The sequence below is a fragment of the Grimontia sp. SpTr1 genome, from assembly GCF_947387585.1.
Taxonomy (GTDB): domain Bacteria; phylum Pseudomonadota; class Gammaproteobacteria; order Enterobacterales; family Vibrionaceae; genus Enterovibrio; species Enterovibrio indicus.
This window is the reverse complement of record NZ_CANDOD010000010.1, coordinates 53,126-70,565: the sequence shown is the minus strand read 5'-3', so window position 1 is coordinate 70,565 and position 17,440 is coordinate 53,126. Positions and strand designations below refer to the sequence as shown.

13 protein-coding genes are annotated in these 17,440 nt (G+C 47.5%); 9 read left to right on the top strand and 4 right to left on the bottom strand.

Annotated features, from left to right (window positions below; translation table 11 throughout):
- Nucleotides 1-83: 83 nt before the first annotated feature.
- The 3 genes from manA (at nt 84) to QL223_RS14945 (ending at nt 5,778) form a co-directional block, all read left to right on the top strand.
- A complete protein-coding gene (gene manA / locus QL223_RS14955) occupies nt 84-1,271 on the top strand; it encodes a mannose-6-phosphate isomerase, class I (RefSeq protein ID WP_281545177.1) in 1,188 nt (395 codons plus the stop codon).
- 374 nt (nt 1,272-1,645) lie between these two features.
- Nucleotides 1,646-4,861, top strand: a complete 3,216-nt coding sequence (locus tag QL223_RS14950) for a glycoside hydrolase family 3 protein (protein ID WP_002541675.1) — start codon at nt 1,646-1,648, stop codon at nt 4,859-4,861.
- A gap of 548 nt (nt 4,862-5,409) precedes the next feature.
- Nucleotides 5,410-5,778: a DUF805 domain-containing protein gene (locus QL223_RS14945; RefSeq protein ID WP_039850482.1), complete on the top strand. Its 369-nt coding sequence runs from the start codon at nt 5,410-5,412 to the stop codon at nt 5,776-5,778.
- A 44-nt stretch (nt 5,779-5,822) separates the two neighbouring features.
- Here the strand turns inward: QL223_RS14945 and QL223_RS14940 are convergent, their stop codons facing one another.
- The gene (locus QL223_RS14940; protein ID WP_039850481.1) at nt 5,823-6,107 is read right to left on the bottom strand and encodes a Bor family protein; all 285 of its coding nucleotides are present in this window, start codon (nt 6,105-6,107) and stop codon (nt 5,823-5,825) included.
- 603 nt (nt 6,108-6,710) lie between these two features.
- Here QL223_RS14940 and QL223_RS14935 point away from each other — a divergent pair.
- The 3 genes from QL223_RS14935 to QL223_RS14925 all read left to right on the top strand — a co-directional run bounded on the left by QL223_RS14935 (nt 6,711) and on the right by QL223_RS14925 (nt 10,475).
- Entirely contained in the window at nt 6,711-7,655 is a 945-nt protein-coding gene (locus tag QL223_RS14935) for a mechanosensitive ion channel family protein (RefSeq protein ID WP_281545176.1), read from the top strand.
- A 153-nt stretch (nt 7,656-7,808) separates the two neighbouring features.
- Nucleotides 7,809-9,668, top strand: a complete 1,860-nt coding sequence (locus QL223_RS14930) for a DEAD/DEAH box helicase family protein (protein ID WP_281545175.1) — start codon at nt 7,809-7,811, stop codon at nt 9,666-9,668.
- A 24-nt stretch (nt 9,669-9,692) separates the two neighbouring features.
- Entirely contained in the window at nt 9,693-10,475 is a 783-nt protein-coding gene (locus tag QL223_RS14925; RefSeq protein WP_281545174.1) for a hypothetical protein, read from the top strand.
- A 355-nt stretch (nt 10,476-10,830) separates the two neighbouring features.
- Here QL223_RS14925 and trpB read toward each other — a convergent pair whose 3' ends face one another.
- Nucleotides 10,831-12,054, bottom strand: coding sequence for a tryptophan synthase subunit beta (gene trpB, locus QL223_RS14920; protein WP_281545173.1), 1,224 nt, complete (start codon nt 12,052-12,054; stop codon nt 10,831-10,833).
- Nucleotides 12,055-12,525: 471 nt separating this feature from the next.
- Between trpB and QL223_RS14915 the strand changes: the two genes are divergently transcribed.
- From QL223_RS14915 to QL223_RS14905, 3 genes are all read left to right on the top strand, one after another.
- Complete coding sequence (locus tag QL223_RS14915) at nt 12,526-13,551, top strand: calcium-binding protein (RefSeq protein ID WP_002541668.1); 1,026 nt, start codon at nt 12,526-12,528, stop codon at nt 13,549-13,551.
- Between the two features lie 158 nt (nt 13,552-13,709).
- Nucleotides 13,710-14,426 carry an AraC family transcriptional regulator gene (locus tag QL223_RS14910; protein WP_039850491.1) on the top strand — a complete coding sequence of 239 codons (717 nt, stop codon included), beginning with the start codon at nt 13,710-13,712 and terminating at the stop codon, nt 14,424-14,426.
- Between the two features lie 103 nt (nt 14,427-14,529).
- Nucleotides 14,530-15,471 (top strand): DMT family transporter, encoded by a 942-nt coding sequence (locus QL223_RS14905; RefSeq protein ID WP_002541665.1) that lies wholly within the window; start codon nt 14,530-14,532, stop codon nt 15,469-15,471.
- A gap of 12 nt (nt 15,472-15,483) precedes the next feature.
- Here QL223_RS14905 and QL223_RS14900 read toward each other — a convergent pair whose 3' ends face one another.
- Complete coding sequence (locus QL223_RS14900; RefSeq protein ID WP_002541664.1) at nt 15,484-16,743, bottom strand: HAMP domain-containing sensor histidine kinase; 1,260 nt, start codon at nt 16,741-16,743, stop codon at nt 15,484-15,486.
- A complete protein-coding gene (locus tag QL223_RS14895; protein ID WP_281545172.1) occupies nt 16,740-17,426 on the bottom strand; it encodes a response regulator transcription factor in 687 nt (228 codons plus the stop codon). The genes QL223_RS14900 and QL223_RS14895 overlap by 4 nt, the downstream gene beginning before the upstream one ends.
- Nucleotides 17,427-17,440 lie beyond the last annotated feature (14 nt).

The window sequence follows — 17,440 nt, the reverse complement described above, 5'->3', positions numbered from 1 at the left end:
GCGTTTTATTTGCGTGAAATCAGCTACGCACAGTCATAATTTGATAGACTCCTTGCCAGATTTCGAAGGCTTAAAGAAGAACAATGACAACTCAATTTTTTCCTCTGAAAAACGTTATCCAGGACTATGCCTGGGGCAGTCACACTTCGCTGACTGAACTGTTTGATATGCCAAACCCAGAGAACAAACCGCAAGCGGAAATCTGGATGGGTGCTCACCCAAATGGCTGTTCAAAAATTGCTGTCGATAAAAAAGAAACCCTGCTGTCAGATTTCATCAGCTCAGACATGGAAAACATTCTGGGCGCATCCACTACCCAACAATTTGGTGAACTGCCTTACCTGTTCAAAGTGCTGTGTGCTGAAAAAGCGCTGTCGGTACAGGTTCACCCTAGCAAAGCGCAGGCGGAAGCCGGTTTTGCAAAAGAAGAAGCGGCAGGTATTCCCCTGTCAGCGAGCTTTAGAAACTACAAAGACCCTAACCACAAACCGGAGTTGGTTTTCGCGCTGACTGATTACACGGCGATGAACGGCTTCCGCGACTACAGCGATATTCTGGGCTTTTTCCACCAACTCAACATTGAAGAGTTGGCATCACTGGTAAGTGCATTGCAAGACAACCAAAGCGAACAAGGTCTGAGTGATTTCTTCGGTGCGCTGCTTTCTCTGGAAGGCGAAGCCAAAGACGCAGCGGTATCTAAACTACTGACCTATGCAGATGCAAACCAAACTGATGAATTGTTTGCATTGCTGTTGACGCTGTCTGAGCAATACCCTGGCGATATTGGCCTGTTCTCGCCACTGATCCTGAATACGCTGACTCTTCAGCCGGGCGAAGCGATGTTCCTTGATGCCTGCACGCCGCATGCATATATCAAAGGGACGGGCTTGGAAATCATGGCGAACTCAGACAACGTGCTTCGCGCAGGTCTGACACCAAAACACATGGATGTACCGGAACTGATTTCCTGCACCCGATGCTTGCCAATGCCAGAAGATACTATCCTGCTGGCGCCACGCGTTGAGGGCAATGCGCAGCACTACCCAATTCCAGTTCCGGATTTCAAATTCAGTGTTTACCGCAACACCTTGAATGAAGTGCTGAGCACTCATAGCGCTGAAATCCTGATTGCTGTAGATGCACCACTGACTCTTACCCACTCGAATGGTGACAGTGTCACTTTGAGTAAGGGCGAATCCGTATTTATCCCGGCGTACGTTGGCGACTATCAGGCGAGCTGCGAAGGCTTATTTGCCCGCGCCTATAACTAGGGGCTGTTGACCCTAATCACACCTAAGAAAATCCCCCTAAGTAAGATCGCCCGGCATTTGCTGGGCTTCTTTTTTGCTTCTACCCGATTCCAACTTTTTCATATGCGTCAACGAGATGCGTAACAGTCAATTTAACAACGTTTTTCCACCATCTGAGAAAGTGTTGCTAAAGCCAAATGCGTTAAGATATTTGTTTATTTGCTATGTTTAACATTAGAAAAAGCCCCTACCATGCCTAGCTTCCTGAACACTCAATGTCTCAGGAGTTAGTGTGCTCGAGGGAGTTATCTTGCATTCAAAGAAAGCGCTTTCATATGCCAGCAAGATAGTGAGCACGCAGTCTAAATAGAACTGACTACCCTCGGAGGGGCTCTATGCTCAAAGGAAAAATCATAGTGTCAGGAGTAACGTCACTGGCCATTCTGTCGGGGTGCTTTCTTGAATCGAAAGTCCCTTACTACCCGGATTGGCCTCAGATCAACAGCGCAATCAAAAAAGACCCGGAAATAGAAAGCCGAGTCGCGGAAATTCTCGCGCAAATGACGCTGGAAGAAAAAGTCGGACAGATGATCCAACCCGACCTTCGCAGTGTTACCCCTGAAGAAGCGAAAGAATACAAACTGGGTTCTCTTCTCAATGGCGGTGGCGGCTGGCCTGACGGCAACAAATACGCCACAGCCCAAGATTGGGCAAACGAATCAGATAAGTACTACCTCGCGCTTGAAGAAGCTTACGCAGACCGTGGTTTCCGTATTCCTTTCATGTGGGCAACCGATGCTGTCCACGGCCATAACAATGTTTTCAAAGCCACCGTCTTCCCACACAACATCGGTTTAGGTGCGGCCAACAACCCAAAACTGATCAAACAAATCGGTAAAGCCACGGCTCGTGAAGTCGCCGCAACCGGCCTTGACTGGACATTCGCTCCCACCGTCGCCACGCCTCGCGATTATCGCTGGGGGCGTGTTTATGAAGGCTATTCAGAAGACCCTGAAATCGTCTACCAATACGCAGGAAAAATGGTTGAAGGTCTTCAAGGTGGAGAGAAAGGATTGAAAAGCCAGCGCCACGTGATTTCTAACGTGAAACACTGGCTGGGCGATGGCGGCACCACGGACGGAGTTGACCGTGGCAAGAATGAATATAGCGAAGAGTACCTTCGTAATATTCATGCAACGGGCTACTTCTCGGGCCTGGATGCTGGTGCGCAAGTGGTCATGACGTCGTTTAACTCTTGGCACAACGAAGCCAACTACGACGTGATGGGCACCGACAACTACAATAAAAAGCTCCACGGCAGTAAGTACATCGTTAACGACGTGCTGAAAGACAAAATGGGCTTTGACGGCCTGGTTGTCACCGACTGGAATGGTCACAGTGAAATCAACGGCTGTACCGCAGGCAACTGTCCTCAGGCAGTGCTCGCCGGTAACGACATCTTTATGGTGACAGCCCGTAAGGATTGGCAGGCCTTCTACCGCAATGTGATCGATCAGGTGAATGACGGCACCATTCCAATGAGCCGCATTGATGATGCAGTCACCCGTATTCTTCGCGTGAAAATGCGCGCAGGCCTTTGGGAGAAGCCTCAGCCAACCAAACGTCGTCTTGCAGGTAAACAGGACATTCTGGGCTCGGACTCGCACCGTGAACTGGCGCGAAAAGCCGTTAGCCAATCTTTGGTTCTGCTAAAGAACAAAGACAATGCCCTGCCTCTGTCTACCCAAAAACAATATCTGGTGGTCGGCAGTGCAGCCAGCGATATACAGAAACAAACCGGCGGTTGGTCTCTCACCTGGCAAGGCACAGAGAATACGCTTGAGCGTGACTTCCCTGGCGCAACCACCATGCTAATGGCGATGCAGGCGCAGGTCGGTGAAGAGAACATTTTCACCGATGTTGATGCTGCACCTCAGGATGCCACCGCTGTCGTAGTGATCGGGGAAGATGCCTACGCAGAGATGTTTGGTGACATCAACAAAACCAAAACGCTGGAATACGCGACCTTGAAATCGTCCTATGGGGCAGATCTCCGTCTGATCAAATCCCTTAAAGAGAAAGGTTTCAACGTCGTCACTGTGTTCTTCTCAGGTCGTCCGCTTTATGTGAATGAAGAGATCAATCACTCCGATGCCTTTGTTGCAGCATGGCTGCCTGGCACAGAAGCAGGTGGTATTACTGACGTTCTCTTTGGTGTTGATGACAAAGACTTCCGCGGTCGTCTTTCTTTCTCATGGCCAAACACCAAATGCTCCACCACCATCAATCGCAAAGCACCCAATCTGGTGAATTATGAAACACCGGAGATGGAACAAAATATCGATGGCGACCACGCACCGCTGTTCGCGTACGGCTATGGCCTTTCTTACAACAAGAAGAAAAGCAGCAAGCTGAATATCGACTTGGATAATCTGCCACTTGATCCGCGGGAATACGGTTGTGGTCTGGATGCACCAGATGACGGTATTGCGACCACCAATCTGGAAATCTTTGGTCGTTCAGCCGATGACGAGTTTACTCCTCGCATTGCAGGCTCATCGAATGGCTGGGTCGGCGTGACAGTGTCTAACGGTACACCAACCACGATTGGCTCAATCACCACCACGCCGATTGATCACCTCCACCAGCAGGATGCGATCAATGTGAAGTTCACGGGTGAAGCACCAGCGCAGGTTTACATGCAGACTGCGGATGAGCAGGTTGTCGATAAGCAAAGCTATCTGAATGCGGATGCGACGCTTCAATTTGATATCGACATGAAATCCACCGCGCCGCAAAGCATGATTCTCGCAACTCACTGTGAGTGGCCGTGTCTGGGTCAAGTACCTATCCACAAAGTATTGCCAGCGCCAAGTGGCCAGGACGAAACCAAGTGGACGACCATAAAGATCCCGCTGCAATGTTTTGCTGACGAAGGCATGGCCTTCCAGATCCTCAATACCCCATTCCTGATTTATGCAGACGAGGAAGTTGAGTTCAATCTGGGTGAGGTTCGCTATGTGCCACGTAGTCTGGATGCAGCAGAAGACGCCATTACCTGTGAAGAGCTGAAAGTGCCGGTAGAACCGCCGCTTGAAGGCGATAGCGTCGATGTATGGGAAACGTGGGAACCAAATATCACAACCTGGCAAGCACGCACAGACACATGGGAAAACCTCACTGACCACCTTGTGGTGACAGGCAATGATCCGTCTGATGAGTTCACAGTCACTTACGATGCAAGCAGTCCAGAGTTCTACAAAGGTTTGGTATTGGTGAAAGGTAAAACACTGAACCTTTCCAACTTCCTGTCGGGCAACCTGACGTTCGATATTTACATCGAAACCTATGGTGAGCCTGCGAATTCAGGTGAAACGCAAACCGAAGAGGTTGTTGTGAAAATGGAGTCAACGGCAGGGTCTGGTAACGATTACCCACTGGGCAGTCTGGCTACTGGTCAATGGCACTCAGTGATGGTTCCGGTTGCTGAACTAAACACGGGCGCGCTAGACATCACCAAGGTCAACACGCCGTTTGCAACGCTGTCTGACTGGAATGCATCGCAAGCTGGTGTGGTTTACCGCATCAGGAACATCAAACTGGAACAATAAGCTGACTCAGAAATTGCTCTCAAAGCCCGCTTCTGCGGGCTTTTCATTTCCTGCAGATTGGAGAAAGCATTCGAATTGTGGCGATATCCTAACCCAGCTCCCCTTTCCCGGTTGGTCTGGCTACTACAATCTCAAACGACGATTCGATACCTTTGTCAGCCTTTCCGAACTGATTTAAACGAGATCCCTAGAAGGCAGGCAAGCCTTGCTGAAGGCAAAGATGAGTGCTTTTTCGTAAAACTTCGAAAACGAGGTCAAACGTTAGGATCGCTGGAACTGAGAATCTTTAATAGTCATTTTAAATTTAATTTAATTTAACAATGAATAACAGAATTACATTATTAAATAAGAGCATTAAGTTAGAATGAAAATTACTTTCTCACATCCAAAGCATTCATTTCAATTTATCAAAAACTCGTCAAACAAATACCACACCACCTTGCCATAACTCTTTTTTACCTTATTAATTATTATAGTTATCCATCCCATTATATAGTGGTGAATTTAGCCTCTATGATAGAAACTCATAAGCAAGATAGGAGTGCAGTATGTCTTGGTATATTTATGCTATAAGAAACTTTGCTGATTTTTCAGGGAGAGCGCGTAGAAAAGAGTATTGGATGTTCCTTCTAATCAACATCATCATTTTTATCTTAATTTCTATTCTACAGAAGGCGGTCCACATACCACATGTCGATATACATATGATTTACTCACTGTTTATTGCAATACCTGCATTTGCAGTTTCAGTTAGAAGACTTCACGACATAGGAAAGAATGGATGGTGGGCATTGCTTGCATTGATACCAATCGTTGGCTCGCTCGTCTTGCTGTATTTTCACACCAGAGACAGCGAGGAGGGCGACAACCTTTATGGGCCGAATCCCAAACAAAAAAACAGCATATTATCCAATTGATAGAGTTTAAGGACTTGCCAATCCAGCAAGTCCTTTAAACAATACTATTTACAAAAAACTCTGGCATCACGAGGGGTATAAATACCAAAAGTGACAAAGCCCAAAGCACCATCTAAGAAGGTTTGTTGAACTTCCACTTTAGCTACATTTTCTGCACCACCGCATACGGAAGCTGCATCAACTGTTTTCTTTTGGCCAATACCAGATACAAAAAAGCTTTGCATCTGTTCATCTTCCAAAGTTCCATCATTCCCATTGACAACAAACGTTTGTTGAGCACAACCTGACATAGCAACTACTAGAGATACTGCTAGAAGTTCCTTTTTCATATTTATTCTCCTAATAATAAACCTAACTGACGAAATGCGGCAGTAGCCGAATAACCCTCTACAATGTGTATGATTTTCAATGGGTTGATATGTAATATAAATAAGACTCACCATCCAAAAACATCACCCTTTATATATAAGCACTTTTCAATCAAAAAAAATTCTGAACCAAATCACACTTCACAGAGAGCATAGGCATTGCCAATGCATAATCGAAGCATATGAATCATCATTGAGATACCTAAGGTTCTCAACGAAATCGCAGATGAAATCTATGATGCAGAAAATAAAGAAAAGCCAAAGATGATTGGGGAGTATCGTGACTTTGTAGATAAATTAGATTTGGTTTTTGAGGAAGAGCTACAAAACTTAATTTAGCTCAAAGAAGTCGGCATTGATATATCATCAGAGCTTAACAGATTTAAAGATATTATAGAAAAAAGACTCATTCAAATTGAAGAAACAATCCACTATCTCATAAAGAATCAAACTTTAAATCGTTATTTTGAATCTGCATCGTCGGGTTCGGACCGAACCGCTGCAGAAATAGATAGGCTTACCATCGAAAAGCGAATCGAATTTAATGCCAATAGCCTACTCAACATGATCAAGTTAGCCAACCAACTTAATATTGACACTTCAGAGTTCCAAGTACTTCATTTCGAGACCACAGGTATTCTTGATAGTGGATTGTTCTCGAAAGCCGCCATCTACAAACTTTCAGTGTTATGGAAAGACAAGTTGGTCGTTCTCATATCGAAAAGCCTCCCCCGCTATTTTATTCAGTTCATGATGCTGATTGTTATTGGCCTAGTAACGATTCAGCTATATCGCTCTGCAAGATACTTCTCCAGAAAATTAGTGACTTCCGAAGCGTTTGACATGCCAAAACTCATGCAGGATTTCATTACCCTTCTTGCTGGAAGATTGGTTATTACTTTAGGCATCATTTTTGCGATATCTCAGTTGGGATTCGATGTAATGCCCATACTTACCGGTTTTGGTATAGCCAGTATTATCATCGGCTTTGCTCTGCAGGACGTTCTAGCCAATTTTGCTGCTGGGATTATGCTGCTTATTTATAGGCCTTTTGACGTCAGTGATTATGTGATGGCCGGCGGTGTGGAGGGAAAAGTCAGCCACATGAGTTTGGTCAACGCTACAATTCGAACATTCGACAACCAAATCATTATCATTCCTAATCAAAAGATTTGGAGTAACGTCATTAAAAATATGACTCATGAAAAAATACGGCGTATTGATATGGTTTTTAGCGCTAGTTATGGTGATTCAATCTCTCTTATTGAGAGAACATTAAGAGAAATCGTCGACGGCCATCCTGCTGTCCTCCGTTCGCCAGAAACAATTATTAAATTGGAAAAATTGAGCGATTCTTCAGTAGATTTCATCGTGCGCCCTTGGGTAAGAACCGAAAACTATTGGGATGTCATGTGGGATGTCACCAGAGAAGTGAAGGTAAAATTTGATGAGAAAGGCATTACAATTCCTTTCCCTCAACGCGTTGTTCATGTCCCCAAAGAGTCATGATTAGCAGATTGAGAAGAGGATGCATGACATGCATCGTTAGAATGGACAACAAGTTGAGTCTTGAGAAGCTCACTTTTACACCTCTGTTTAGCAGAATAGGAGATAGTTGGGTTAACATCTCGATGACTTTGAGGCTTTTCAGGAAAGGAATCCATGCCGTTCAAATCTATGTCGTTTTGCTACCCCTGGCGTCCCTATCAATCCCGCGTGCTCGATACCATTCATGAGCATCTCAACGATCAACGACTGCACATCGTCGCTGCGCCTGGCGCTGGCAAAACCACCTTGGGGTTGGAGGTGTTCCGCCTATTGGGGAAACCGACTTTGGTGCTCTCCCCAACCCGCGTGATACGCGACCAATGGATTGACCGTCTTAAAGATTTTTGCGACACCGATTCGGTACAGGCATTACCTTGGGTCAGCAATTCTATTACAGAGCCAAAGACGCTCACTTCCATCACCTATCAGGCTTTGCATACCAAGCTCTCTGACGTGTTGGACAGTGAAGATGACGAAGCCGCGACGCTTGAAGATGACGATGGACTTGAAGGCGAAGAAGTTGACTGCTTTATTCAGCTTCTGCAAACCCACAAGATTAAAGTCCTGATCCTCGACGAAGCCCATCACCTTCGCAATGAGTGGTGGCGAGCACTCGAAAAAGTGTGTCAGGAAATCCCCGACATTACGCTGGTCTCCCTGACTGCAACGCCTCCTTATGATGCACAAGGTCATGAATGGACGCGATACGAACAGCTATGCGGCCCGATTGATGAGGAAATCTCAGTCCCCGAATTGGTGAAAGCCGGCACACTCTGCGCCCATCAGGATTATGTCTGGGCCTGCAATGCGACCCAAAAAGAAAGCAAACAGATCGAAGAATATGATCAGCAGGTGTCTACTCTTTGCCAATCACTTTTCGGCAACCCAACCTTCGAAGCCGTCGTGCTTGCCCACCCCTGGTTGGGTGAAGGCGAGTTTGAGCTGGCAGTGATCAAGCAACCCGAAATCGCCATCGCATTGCTGAGTTTTCTGAAAGCCAAAAATCTGCCCCTCGACGCGCAGTTGAAAACACTGTTGGACCTTACAGCCACTGATATTCCAGAGCTTGGCCGACATTGGTGGCAGGTATTAATTGAAACGGTGCTCTTCTCCAATACCTTCCAGCATGGCGAAGAGCATCTGTCATTTATCGATGATTTAAAGAAACAGCTCAGAGCCAACGAGCTCCTCTACAAACGCGAATTATCACTTGAGCGTTCACGTCGCAATGAGCGATCGCTTGCGTTAAGCAGCGCCAAGGTAGAGGCCTGCAGCAAGATTCATCACCTTGAACTTAAAAAACGTGGAGAATCCTTGCGGCAGGTCTTTTTGACTGACTATATCCGCGACGAAAACCTGACATCAGAAATCGATGCTGGAGAGACCAATCTCGGCGCTTGGCCCGTGTTTAAAACCATCACCTCAGACTCACCCATTCGTGAGGAGGTGGGCTTGCTGACAGGTCGCCTGAGTATTGTCCCCACTCCACTATTGCCCGACCTCATCGCGCATATTGGTCATGACAAAGTCAAAACCCAAGCCATGGGTAATGAGGGGCAATATCTGAAGGTGACTGCACCACTAAACCAACTGACCATCGCTTTTACCGCGCTGCTGATGGAAGGCAAGCTCAAGGTGCTTGTCGGCACACGTTCGCTGTTGGGCGAAGGTTGGGATGCACCTGCAATCAATTCGTTGATCCTCGCCAGTTCAGTCGGTTCGTTTATGCTCACCAATCAAATGCGCGGGCGGGCTATCCGTATCGACAAGAGCGCGCCGGATAAAATCAGTTCGATTTGGCATCTTGCCGCCATCAACGTAAAGGCTTTTTCCGGTTGGTCAGACTATGACAGTCTCAAACGACGTTTCGATACCTTTGTCGGGTTATCTGAGAAAGACGATTCCATTGAAAGTGGCTTTGATCGTATGGCAGCCAGATGGCTGGAGCATGATTATGTCCAAAAAGGGACCTAGCCGATTTTTGCCAACAACTCGCAAATGACCCAGCGCTTTAACGATATTGAACGCGCGGGTGAGCGCTGGAAGAAGGCGCTAACTGTTGAAGGCTCTGCGCGGGTATTACCATCAGTCAAAACACCACAAATTCAGGCGCTCCGTGGATACATGCTAAAAAACAGCTGGCGCTATTTATTTTCACAGCTGTTGATCGCCTTGTCCGGCACCTTTTTTTGGACGGTGCACTTATTCCAAAGCTCTAGCAACGTATTGTTACTGCTGGCTATGGCACTCACTGCCACCCTTATATACAAATTTCCGCAAACCGTCGCGACCACCAAAACCTTGCTACGTTTCTTGCCCGTAGATGGAGCACTCAAACAAATGGGTGTGGCACTGGCAGAAGCGCTTTTTCAGGCAGGATTTGTAGAAACCTCTATCCGCAGAATGAAAGTCAATGTCTATGAAACAGCAGATGGGCAATTTTATCTCTCCCTGTCTGGCTGCAGTTTCTATGAGTCTTCGATATTCGCCGATTGCATGCATGAGATTCTTTCGCCGATCGATAACCCAAGGTATTTGGTGATTCGGGAAGGCAAATTTCTTGGCACCAAGCGCGACGATTACCATGCTGTTCCTCTTCGGTTTGGTGCAAAGAAAGAGACTGCAATGATCTTCTATAAGGCGTGGTGTCAGCACGTCAGCCTTTCCGAACTGATTTACACAAGAACCCTAGATGGAAGGCAAGCCTTGCTTCAGGCAAAGATGAAGGCTTTTTCATCCAATTTCGAAAATGAAGTGAAACGTCAGGATCGATGGAACTGATAAGCGCGGGATCGAATATGCATCTTGCGGCTATCAACTGTCTTCATATCAATACAAACAGGTATACAAAATTCAACACCAATTAACCAAAAAAGAACCAAATCCTGACACAAAATCATTAGCTTTTGTTCTCTGGATGCGCCAATTTTGTCTGACTTTAGTAACAATTCATTGTATTCAGTCAGTTAGCCGCTCACTATCATAGACGTACAGCTTGCTGTGCACTCTGCTTAGATATCTATCCACGCAGAGTTCGCAACAGGCCACCTATCCCTTGCCATGCAGGTGGCTTGTTGCACCCACACAAAAAAACGCCCGCGATAGTCGCGGGCGTTTCTCATTCTGATCAATCACATTAAATCAGCGATTCAATACCGTAGTCTTTACCGTAGTTTTCCACCACAAAGTCGATGTCTTTGTCGCCCCGGCCAGAAAGGTTAATCAGGATTGAGCCTTTCTCTCCCTGTTTCGCCAGCTTCAACGCATAGGCCACGGCATGGGAGGATTCGATGGCAGGGATGATCCCTTCCAAACGCGACAATTCAAAGAAAGCGTCAATTGCTTCATCGTCGCTCACCGTGCCGTAATTTACACGCCCCAAGTCTTTCAGGTAGCTGTGCTGCGGACCTACCGATGGGTAATCCAATCCGCTCGCTACGGAATACACTTCCTGCGGTTCGCCATCTTTGTCTTTCAACATATATGACTTGAACCCGTGCATGATGCCAGATTCACCAAGGGTCAAGGTTGCCGCATGCTCTCCTTCCACATTCAGCGAACGACCTGCCGGCTCTGCGCCATGAATGGCCACTTCTTCATCTTCCAGAAAAGCGGTAAACAGGCCCATCGCATTGGAACCCCCGCCTACACAGGCGACGAGATTATCGGGTAAGCCACCTGTCATCTCTTTGAACTGCACTTTGGCTTCATTGCCGATGATGGATTGAAAGTCGCGCACCATCATCGGGAATGGATGAGGCCCCACTACAGAGCCAATGGCGTAAATCTGGCTGATTGGATCTTTCATGTACGCTTCAAACGCAGCATCTACCGCCTCTTTCAGAGTCTTGCGGCCATGGGTAGCGGGAATCACGTTCGCGCCAAGGATGCGCATACGGACGACATTCGGATGCTCTTTGCGAATATCGACTTCACCCATGTAGATGTCACATTCCAACCCTACCAATGCGGCAGCCGTTGCCAGCGCTACGCCGTGTTGACCCGCGCCTGTTTCGGCAATCAACTTCTTCTTACCCAATTTTTTGGCCAGTAAAGCTTCACCCAAACAGTGGTTAATTTTGTGTGCGCCAGTATGGTTGAGATCTTCACGCTTCAAATAGATGTTGGTGCCGTATTTGGCGGAAAGGTTCTCAGCGTGAAAAATAGGGCTTGGACGACCGACAAAATGCTTATAAAGCCGAGCCAGTTCGGTTTTAAAGGCAGGATCCTTGCGACATTCTTCATAGGCAGCTGCAATTTCAATCATGATGGATTCCAACTTAGGCGGGATAAAACTGCCGCCATACTCCCCAAAATATCCCTGCGCATCTGGCTGCGCGTGTTCAAAGGTATTCTGCATGGGTTACTCCTGATCTCTGTCCTTGGATGATCCCTCTATGCCTTCTTAAAAGTTGGCGTAAAGGCTGATGAATAGTCCACACAAAATATATTGATTAAAGAAGAAGCAATACGGTAAATCGACAGTTTTGTGACAACCAATAGCGGTGTGCATCACATTTCACAGCTGTTTGTGGTACTTTGAACTAGAAATGCATGAATTTGTTAATAAAAACATTGCGTTAGTAAGACTGCTGTGTCACCCCACACTTTATATGTGTCTACTCCCCACAAATGACTGTAAAGCTAGACAACTCTAAGCCTGCCGACAAGTGACAACCCAGCCCTGAGAATCTCATATTGCCTTTTTATTCAGCAGGATAATTCTTATCTCCGACACACACCAATGCCCATTAAGCCAGTCATATTGGTATGGCCTTTCATGCATTTGGGCACAAACAACGTCAATAATGTAAATAGAAGGATATAGATAATGACAGCCATATATGGATCTACCTGTGCTGACACCATCATCAGCAACTGCAACGTAGACTGGATTTACGGCAAGGGCGGCAATGACTACATCGTTGCTTATGGTAATGAATGTCTTATCGACGGTGGCGACGGTCATGACAAAATCATTGGCAGCGGCAGTAGTGATCACATCAAAGGTGGTAACGGAAACGACTGGATTGAGGGTGGTTGTGGTGATGACAAACTAGAGGGCGGCAATGGTTGCGACACCATTCAGGGTGGCGATGGACACGACCTGATTTACGGAGGTTGTGATGATGATGCGCTTTATGGCGGAAATGGTAACGATACCTTAAAGGGCGAATGGGGTAACGATTTCCTCCAGGGCGGTTGTGGCGACGATAAACTTTGGGGGGGCGATGGACACGATACTCTCTTCGGTGGCGACGGTCATGACTATCTTGATGGTGGTTGCGGCAATGATGTCATGAAAGGCGGCAACGGTAATGACAAGTTGGTCGGTTACTATGGCGATGATCAGTTATTCGGTGGCGCTGGATGTGACGAACTGTTCGGTGGTTGCGATAACGACTATCTACACGGTGGCGACCACAACGACTACCTGAATGGCGGCTGGGGACACGATAAGCTGGTTGGCGGAAATGGTGACGATAAGTTGGACGGAGACTGTGGCAATGACATCCTTGACGGTGGCTGCGGTAACGACAAACTCGATGGCGGTTGGGGTAATGACCTGATCGCCGGTGGTCAGGGCAATGATATTCTCACAGGTAATTGCGGTAAAGATACCTTCTACTTTGATGCCCATGACGGCTGCGACAAAATCACCGACTTCAATTGCTGGGATGACAAAATCCAGGTTGATGATTCACTCGCTACCTCTATTCACCAAATCAACATCACTAAATCCGGCGGTTGCATCACCCTGGATTTCTGCGACGGTACGTCTGTTCAGGTGAACAATGTTTGGGGCTGTTTCGACGCAAACTGCATCGACTTCGTGACAGGTTGCGAGCTGGTTTAAGCGCTCCGTTTAACTCACGTTTAAGGCGGCTCTGGCCGCCTTATTTGTATTGCGTCCACCTTTTGGATTTCAAATGGATGGTTTGCGGCGCATTGGTTTTTGTCTTACTGTCGGTGTCATCGCAACGCATTTTCCCGCTCAAGGATGACACGGAAATCATGGAGAACAGCCTCAGCATTCGCGCCTATACCCGCCAGCGACAAGGTCACGCACATGACTATCATCAACTGGTATTGCCTCTTCAAGGCACCATCCAAATTGAGCTTGATAACTATTCCGGTGGGGTCAGCGTTGGTGAGTGCGTGGTGATTCAAGCTGGTACTTTTCATCACTTCCGCGCCAATGAAGCTGCTCGGTTTATCGTGGCGGACATGGCTGAGCTGCCGAAAAACATCACAACACCCGACTTCGCGGTGTTTTCCATCAGCGCTCCCTTATTGAGCTACCTCTATTTCGTGGAAAAACAGTTGGAACATGAGGTAGATGATTTGCTGGAAGGCGCGGTATTTGATGTTTTCTCTCGATTACTCGCACAGCAGGAGAACAACGAAGTGCCCGATCCCCGAATCCGCGATGTCCAGTCACACATTGTCGAGCACCTGGATTCAGAGCTTTCAATAGAATCTCTGGCTGCGATTGCCTGCTTGAGCCCTACCCAATTTAAAAAGCGATTCAAGGAGATGTTAGGCATGAGCGCTTTTCAATACATCACCTTACAACGCATGGAAAAAGCCAAAGCCTTGCTGACACATACAGACTTGCCCGTACAATTAGTCGCTGAGCGGGTCGGCTATGGGGATCTTTCTGCATTCAGCCGCCGCTTTTCCGCGCACTTCAGCATGTCACCCAGAGTCTTCGCCGGCAACAGGGAATAAAGCGCCCTTTTAGCGGCAAGAAACGTCCTTTCAGCAAAGTTAATTAGCCAAACCAACACTATCCTTGTTTTCATTCGAACAATTTGCAGTGGATGATTGAACAATGAAAGGCATCTTCCTGAATATGGACCGCTCACTTCAAGGCAGTCTGGCCATTCTGTTTTCCTCGATTCTCTGGGGTACGACCGGGACCGCAGCAGCGTTTGCGCCAGACATTAGCCCTTTGGGTATTGGGGCTTTTTCTATGGGGGTAAGTGGTTTATTGCTGGCGTTCTTGGCAAGAAAACCTCTTAAGGCAGACTTGCCTCAGATTCTCCAGTCTCGCTCTCCATTGATCATTGGCGTTGTCGCACTGGCGATCTATCCCCTCGCCTTTTACTCTTCTATGCGCATGGCTGGTGTCGCTGTGGGTACTGTGGTGTCGATTGCCAGCGCCCCTTTTATGACGGTCGTCATCAACCGTCTTTTCGGCAAAGCCAATATAGTAAGTCTCCGTTGGGTGATGAGCTTTTTACTTGGTACTGTCGGTATCGTCATGCTGACGTTTGCGGAATCAGGTCACGCTGCCGTTTCTTCTGACGACAGCCAGAAATTGCTCGGTGTGTTACTGGGTCTAGTGGCGGGTCTTTCCTACGCAACCTATGCGTGGGTAGCAAAACAACTGATCGATACTGGCGTAAAATCTGATTCAGCCATGGCGGCGATTTTTGGCTTGGGTGCATTACTGCTACTGCCGACCTTGCTCTTCACTGGTGACAACCTTTTCTCTAGTTGGAACAATGCCAACGTCTCACTCTATATGGCGTTGGTCCCCATGTTTATTGGCTACCTCGCTTTCGGGTTTGGACTTCGTCACGTTGACGCCAGCAAAGCCACCTTGTTGACGCTGTTTGAACCTGTCGTCGCAGCCTGTTTCGCGGTGTTGATCGTCGGTGAGGTCATCGCGCCTATTGGCTGGGTGGGCATGGCACTTATCATGATTTGCTTGGTGTTGCAGGCAACGGAAAGGAAACCCACAGAATTACCATTTCCTGAGGCAATCTAATCGAGCATAAAGCTATGTTCGAGACAACCCGATAACTTGCGCTGTGCAGCCGCCCATTTCATTGTCATCCAACGAAATTTGCCAGTGATGTTTGCGGGCAATTTCGTTGGCAATCACAAGCCCAAGACCATAGCCTTGTGGCACCTGACCAGAACTTTGCAGGCCAATCCCACTATCTGCCACCTGAACACTGTCTTCCGTCAGCGTAATGGTGACTTTCCCTTCAGTGGTATATGTGAAGGCATTTTTTATCAGGTTGCCGATGAGGATGCCGACAAGCTTACGTGACACCATCAGCGTCGGCGCTTTTTCTTCTACAACCTCAACAGTCACTTTGTTTCCTTCCAGCAAGGTCGTGAAGTGTTCAGCCAACTTTTCAATTTCGGCTTTGGTGAGTTCCCATGGCTCCACCTCATCGTGACTGTCCCGCGTCAACGAAAGCAGCGTCTCCACATATTCCTGCATGGCTTCTACAGCGTTCGACATGCGAACCCGCTGTTTGGCAACAAAATCGGGATCGTTGGAATGCTCAAGTAATGTCAGACTGCCTTGCATCACCATCAAAGGGGTTCTCAATTCGTGGCTCGCGAATCGGTTAAAAGCTCGCTCGCGTTCCAGCATTTCAGAAATCTGTGCCTGATAGGTGTTAATGCTGTCCGTCAAGGTCACCAGCTCCACGGTTTTTCCCGTTTCCGGCAGCGATAACGGCGAAACATCGCCTTTGGTTTTATCGCGAAGCTGTTGCACCAGTGAAGATAATGGCGAAGTCAGGCGTTCAGAGATCCTGAGGACCACCAGCAAGCTCAGGATGAGCAACCCAAAAGAAAGCAGCAACTGATTCGTTTGCGACTTCATCGCCTTATCTTCACTGAGCTCAAAGATAGGGTCTGAATTGACGATGTACACATCTTTCCAAATACCTTGATGCTCAACGTTGACCTTCATGATGAAAAAGTCCGTTGCTTGCGCTAAGCCACGTTTGTAGATTTCGGTTGCTACATTCAGCGGCAAGTCGCGCGTAACCGTTAAACTCTCCGGAACGTTATCGAATCCAACATAAGCTGTGGTAAACGCATTGAGTGGCACAGTGTCGGAGTCGAGCATTTCAGGGGATAAGCCCTGCGCTATCTGCTCCATTCGGTATTGAGCGGTAAAATGCTCGAGGTTCTCGACCGTGGTTTCAAAAACAGTGAAGTGGATAGTGATAATGGCAAAAGCGACAACGGAGAAATAGGTGAAAGTAAGTTGCTTGGCTGATTTAATCTTGCTCACGCTGCATCCTCTTCACTTTTCACCATCTGGTATCCCACTTTCGGCACGGTACGGATGTAGCCATACTCGAACGGTTTGTCGATAAGGTTTCGCAGCTGGTAAACATGGCTACGAAGCACATTTCCTTCCGGTTCGTCATCGCCCCAAAGCGCAGTAATGAGTTCTTCTTTAGTCACCACTTTGGGGGCACGGCTCATCAAAAGACGCAATAAGGTGAACATCGAGGGGTTAAGCACGAATTGGCAGCCACGACGACTTGCCGTGAAGGAAGACAAATCCAGTGACAGTTCATCAAAGGTTAAGCGTTTGGCGGAAACGTCCCCAGAATGCCGACGATGCAGAGCATTCACACGGGCTTCGAGAACTTTCAAGTCAAAGGGCTTCACTAAATAGTCGTCCGCCCCATGATCAAAGCCAGACACAATATCGTCGTTCTCACCCATGGCGGTAAGCATCAAGACCGGTGTATCAACGCCCGCCTCCCTCAGCTTCTTGCACACCGTCATTCCATCCATTTTTGGCAGCATCACATCGAGGATAATGATGTCGTAATGCTGCTCACAACTCAGCGACAATCCCTGAGAGCCTGTCAACGCATGATCCATGGTATGCCCCAGAATCTCAAAGTAATCAAAAATCACACCCGCAATATCTGCATGATCTTCAACGAGTAAAATCTTCATTCTTCACCATCATG

Bases quoted from the DNA above. Each gene is read 5' to 3' on its own strand.
- manA (WP_281545177.1), top strand. From the start codon at position 84: ATGACAACTCAATTTTTTCCTCTGAAAAACGTTATCCAGGACTATGCC.
- QL223_RS14950 (WP_002541675.1), top strand. From the start codon at position 1,646: ATGCTCAAAGGAAAAATCATAGTGTCAGGAGTAACGTCACTGGCCATT.
- QL223_RS14945 (WP_039850482.1), top strand. From the start codon at position 5,410: ATGTCTTGGTATATTTATGCTATAAGAAACTTTGCTGATTTTTCAGGG.
- QL223_RS14940 (WP_039850481.1), bottom strand. From the start codon at position 6,107: ATGAAAAAGGAACTTCTAGCAGTATCTCTAGTAGTTGCTATGTCAGGT.
- QL223_RS14935 (WP_281545176.1), top strand. From the start codon at position 6,711: ATGATCAAGTTAGCCAACCAACTTAATATTGACACTTCAGAGTTCCAA.
- QL223_RS14930 (WP_281545175.1), top strand. From the start codon at position 7,809: ATGCCGTTCAAATCTATGTCGTTTTGCTACCCCTGGCGTCCCTATCAA.
- QL223_RS14925 (WP_281545174.1), top strand. From the start codon at position 9,693: ATGACCCAGCGCTTTAACGATATTGAACGCGCGGGTGAGCGCTGGAAG.
- trpB (WP_281545173.1), bottom strand. From the start codon at position 12,054: ATGCAGAATACCTTTGAACACGCGCAGCCAGATGCGCAGGGATATTTT.
- QL223_RS14915 (WP_002541668.1), top strand. From the start codon at position 12,526: ATGACAGCCATATATGGATCTACCTGTGCTGACACCATCATCAGCAAC.
- QL223_RS14910 (WP_039850491.1), top strand. From the start codon at position 13,710: ATGGAGAACAGCCTCAGCATTCGCGCCTATACCCGCCAGCGACAAGGT.
- QL223_RS14905 (WP_002541665.1), top strand. From the start codon at position 14,530: ATGAAAGGCATCTTCCTGAATATGGACCGCTCACTTCAAGGCAGTCTG.
- QL223_RS14895 (WP_281545172.1), bottom strand. From the start codon at position 17,426: ATGAAGATTTTACTCGTTGAAGATCATGCAGATATTGCGGGTGTGATT.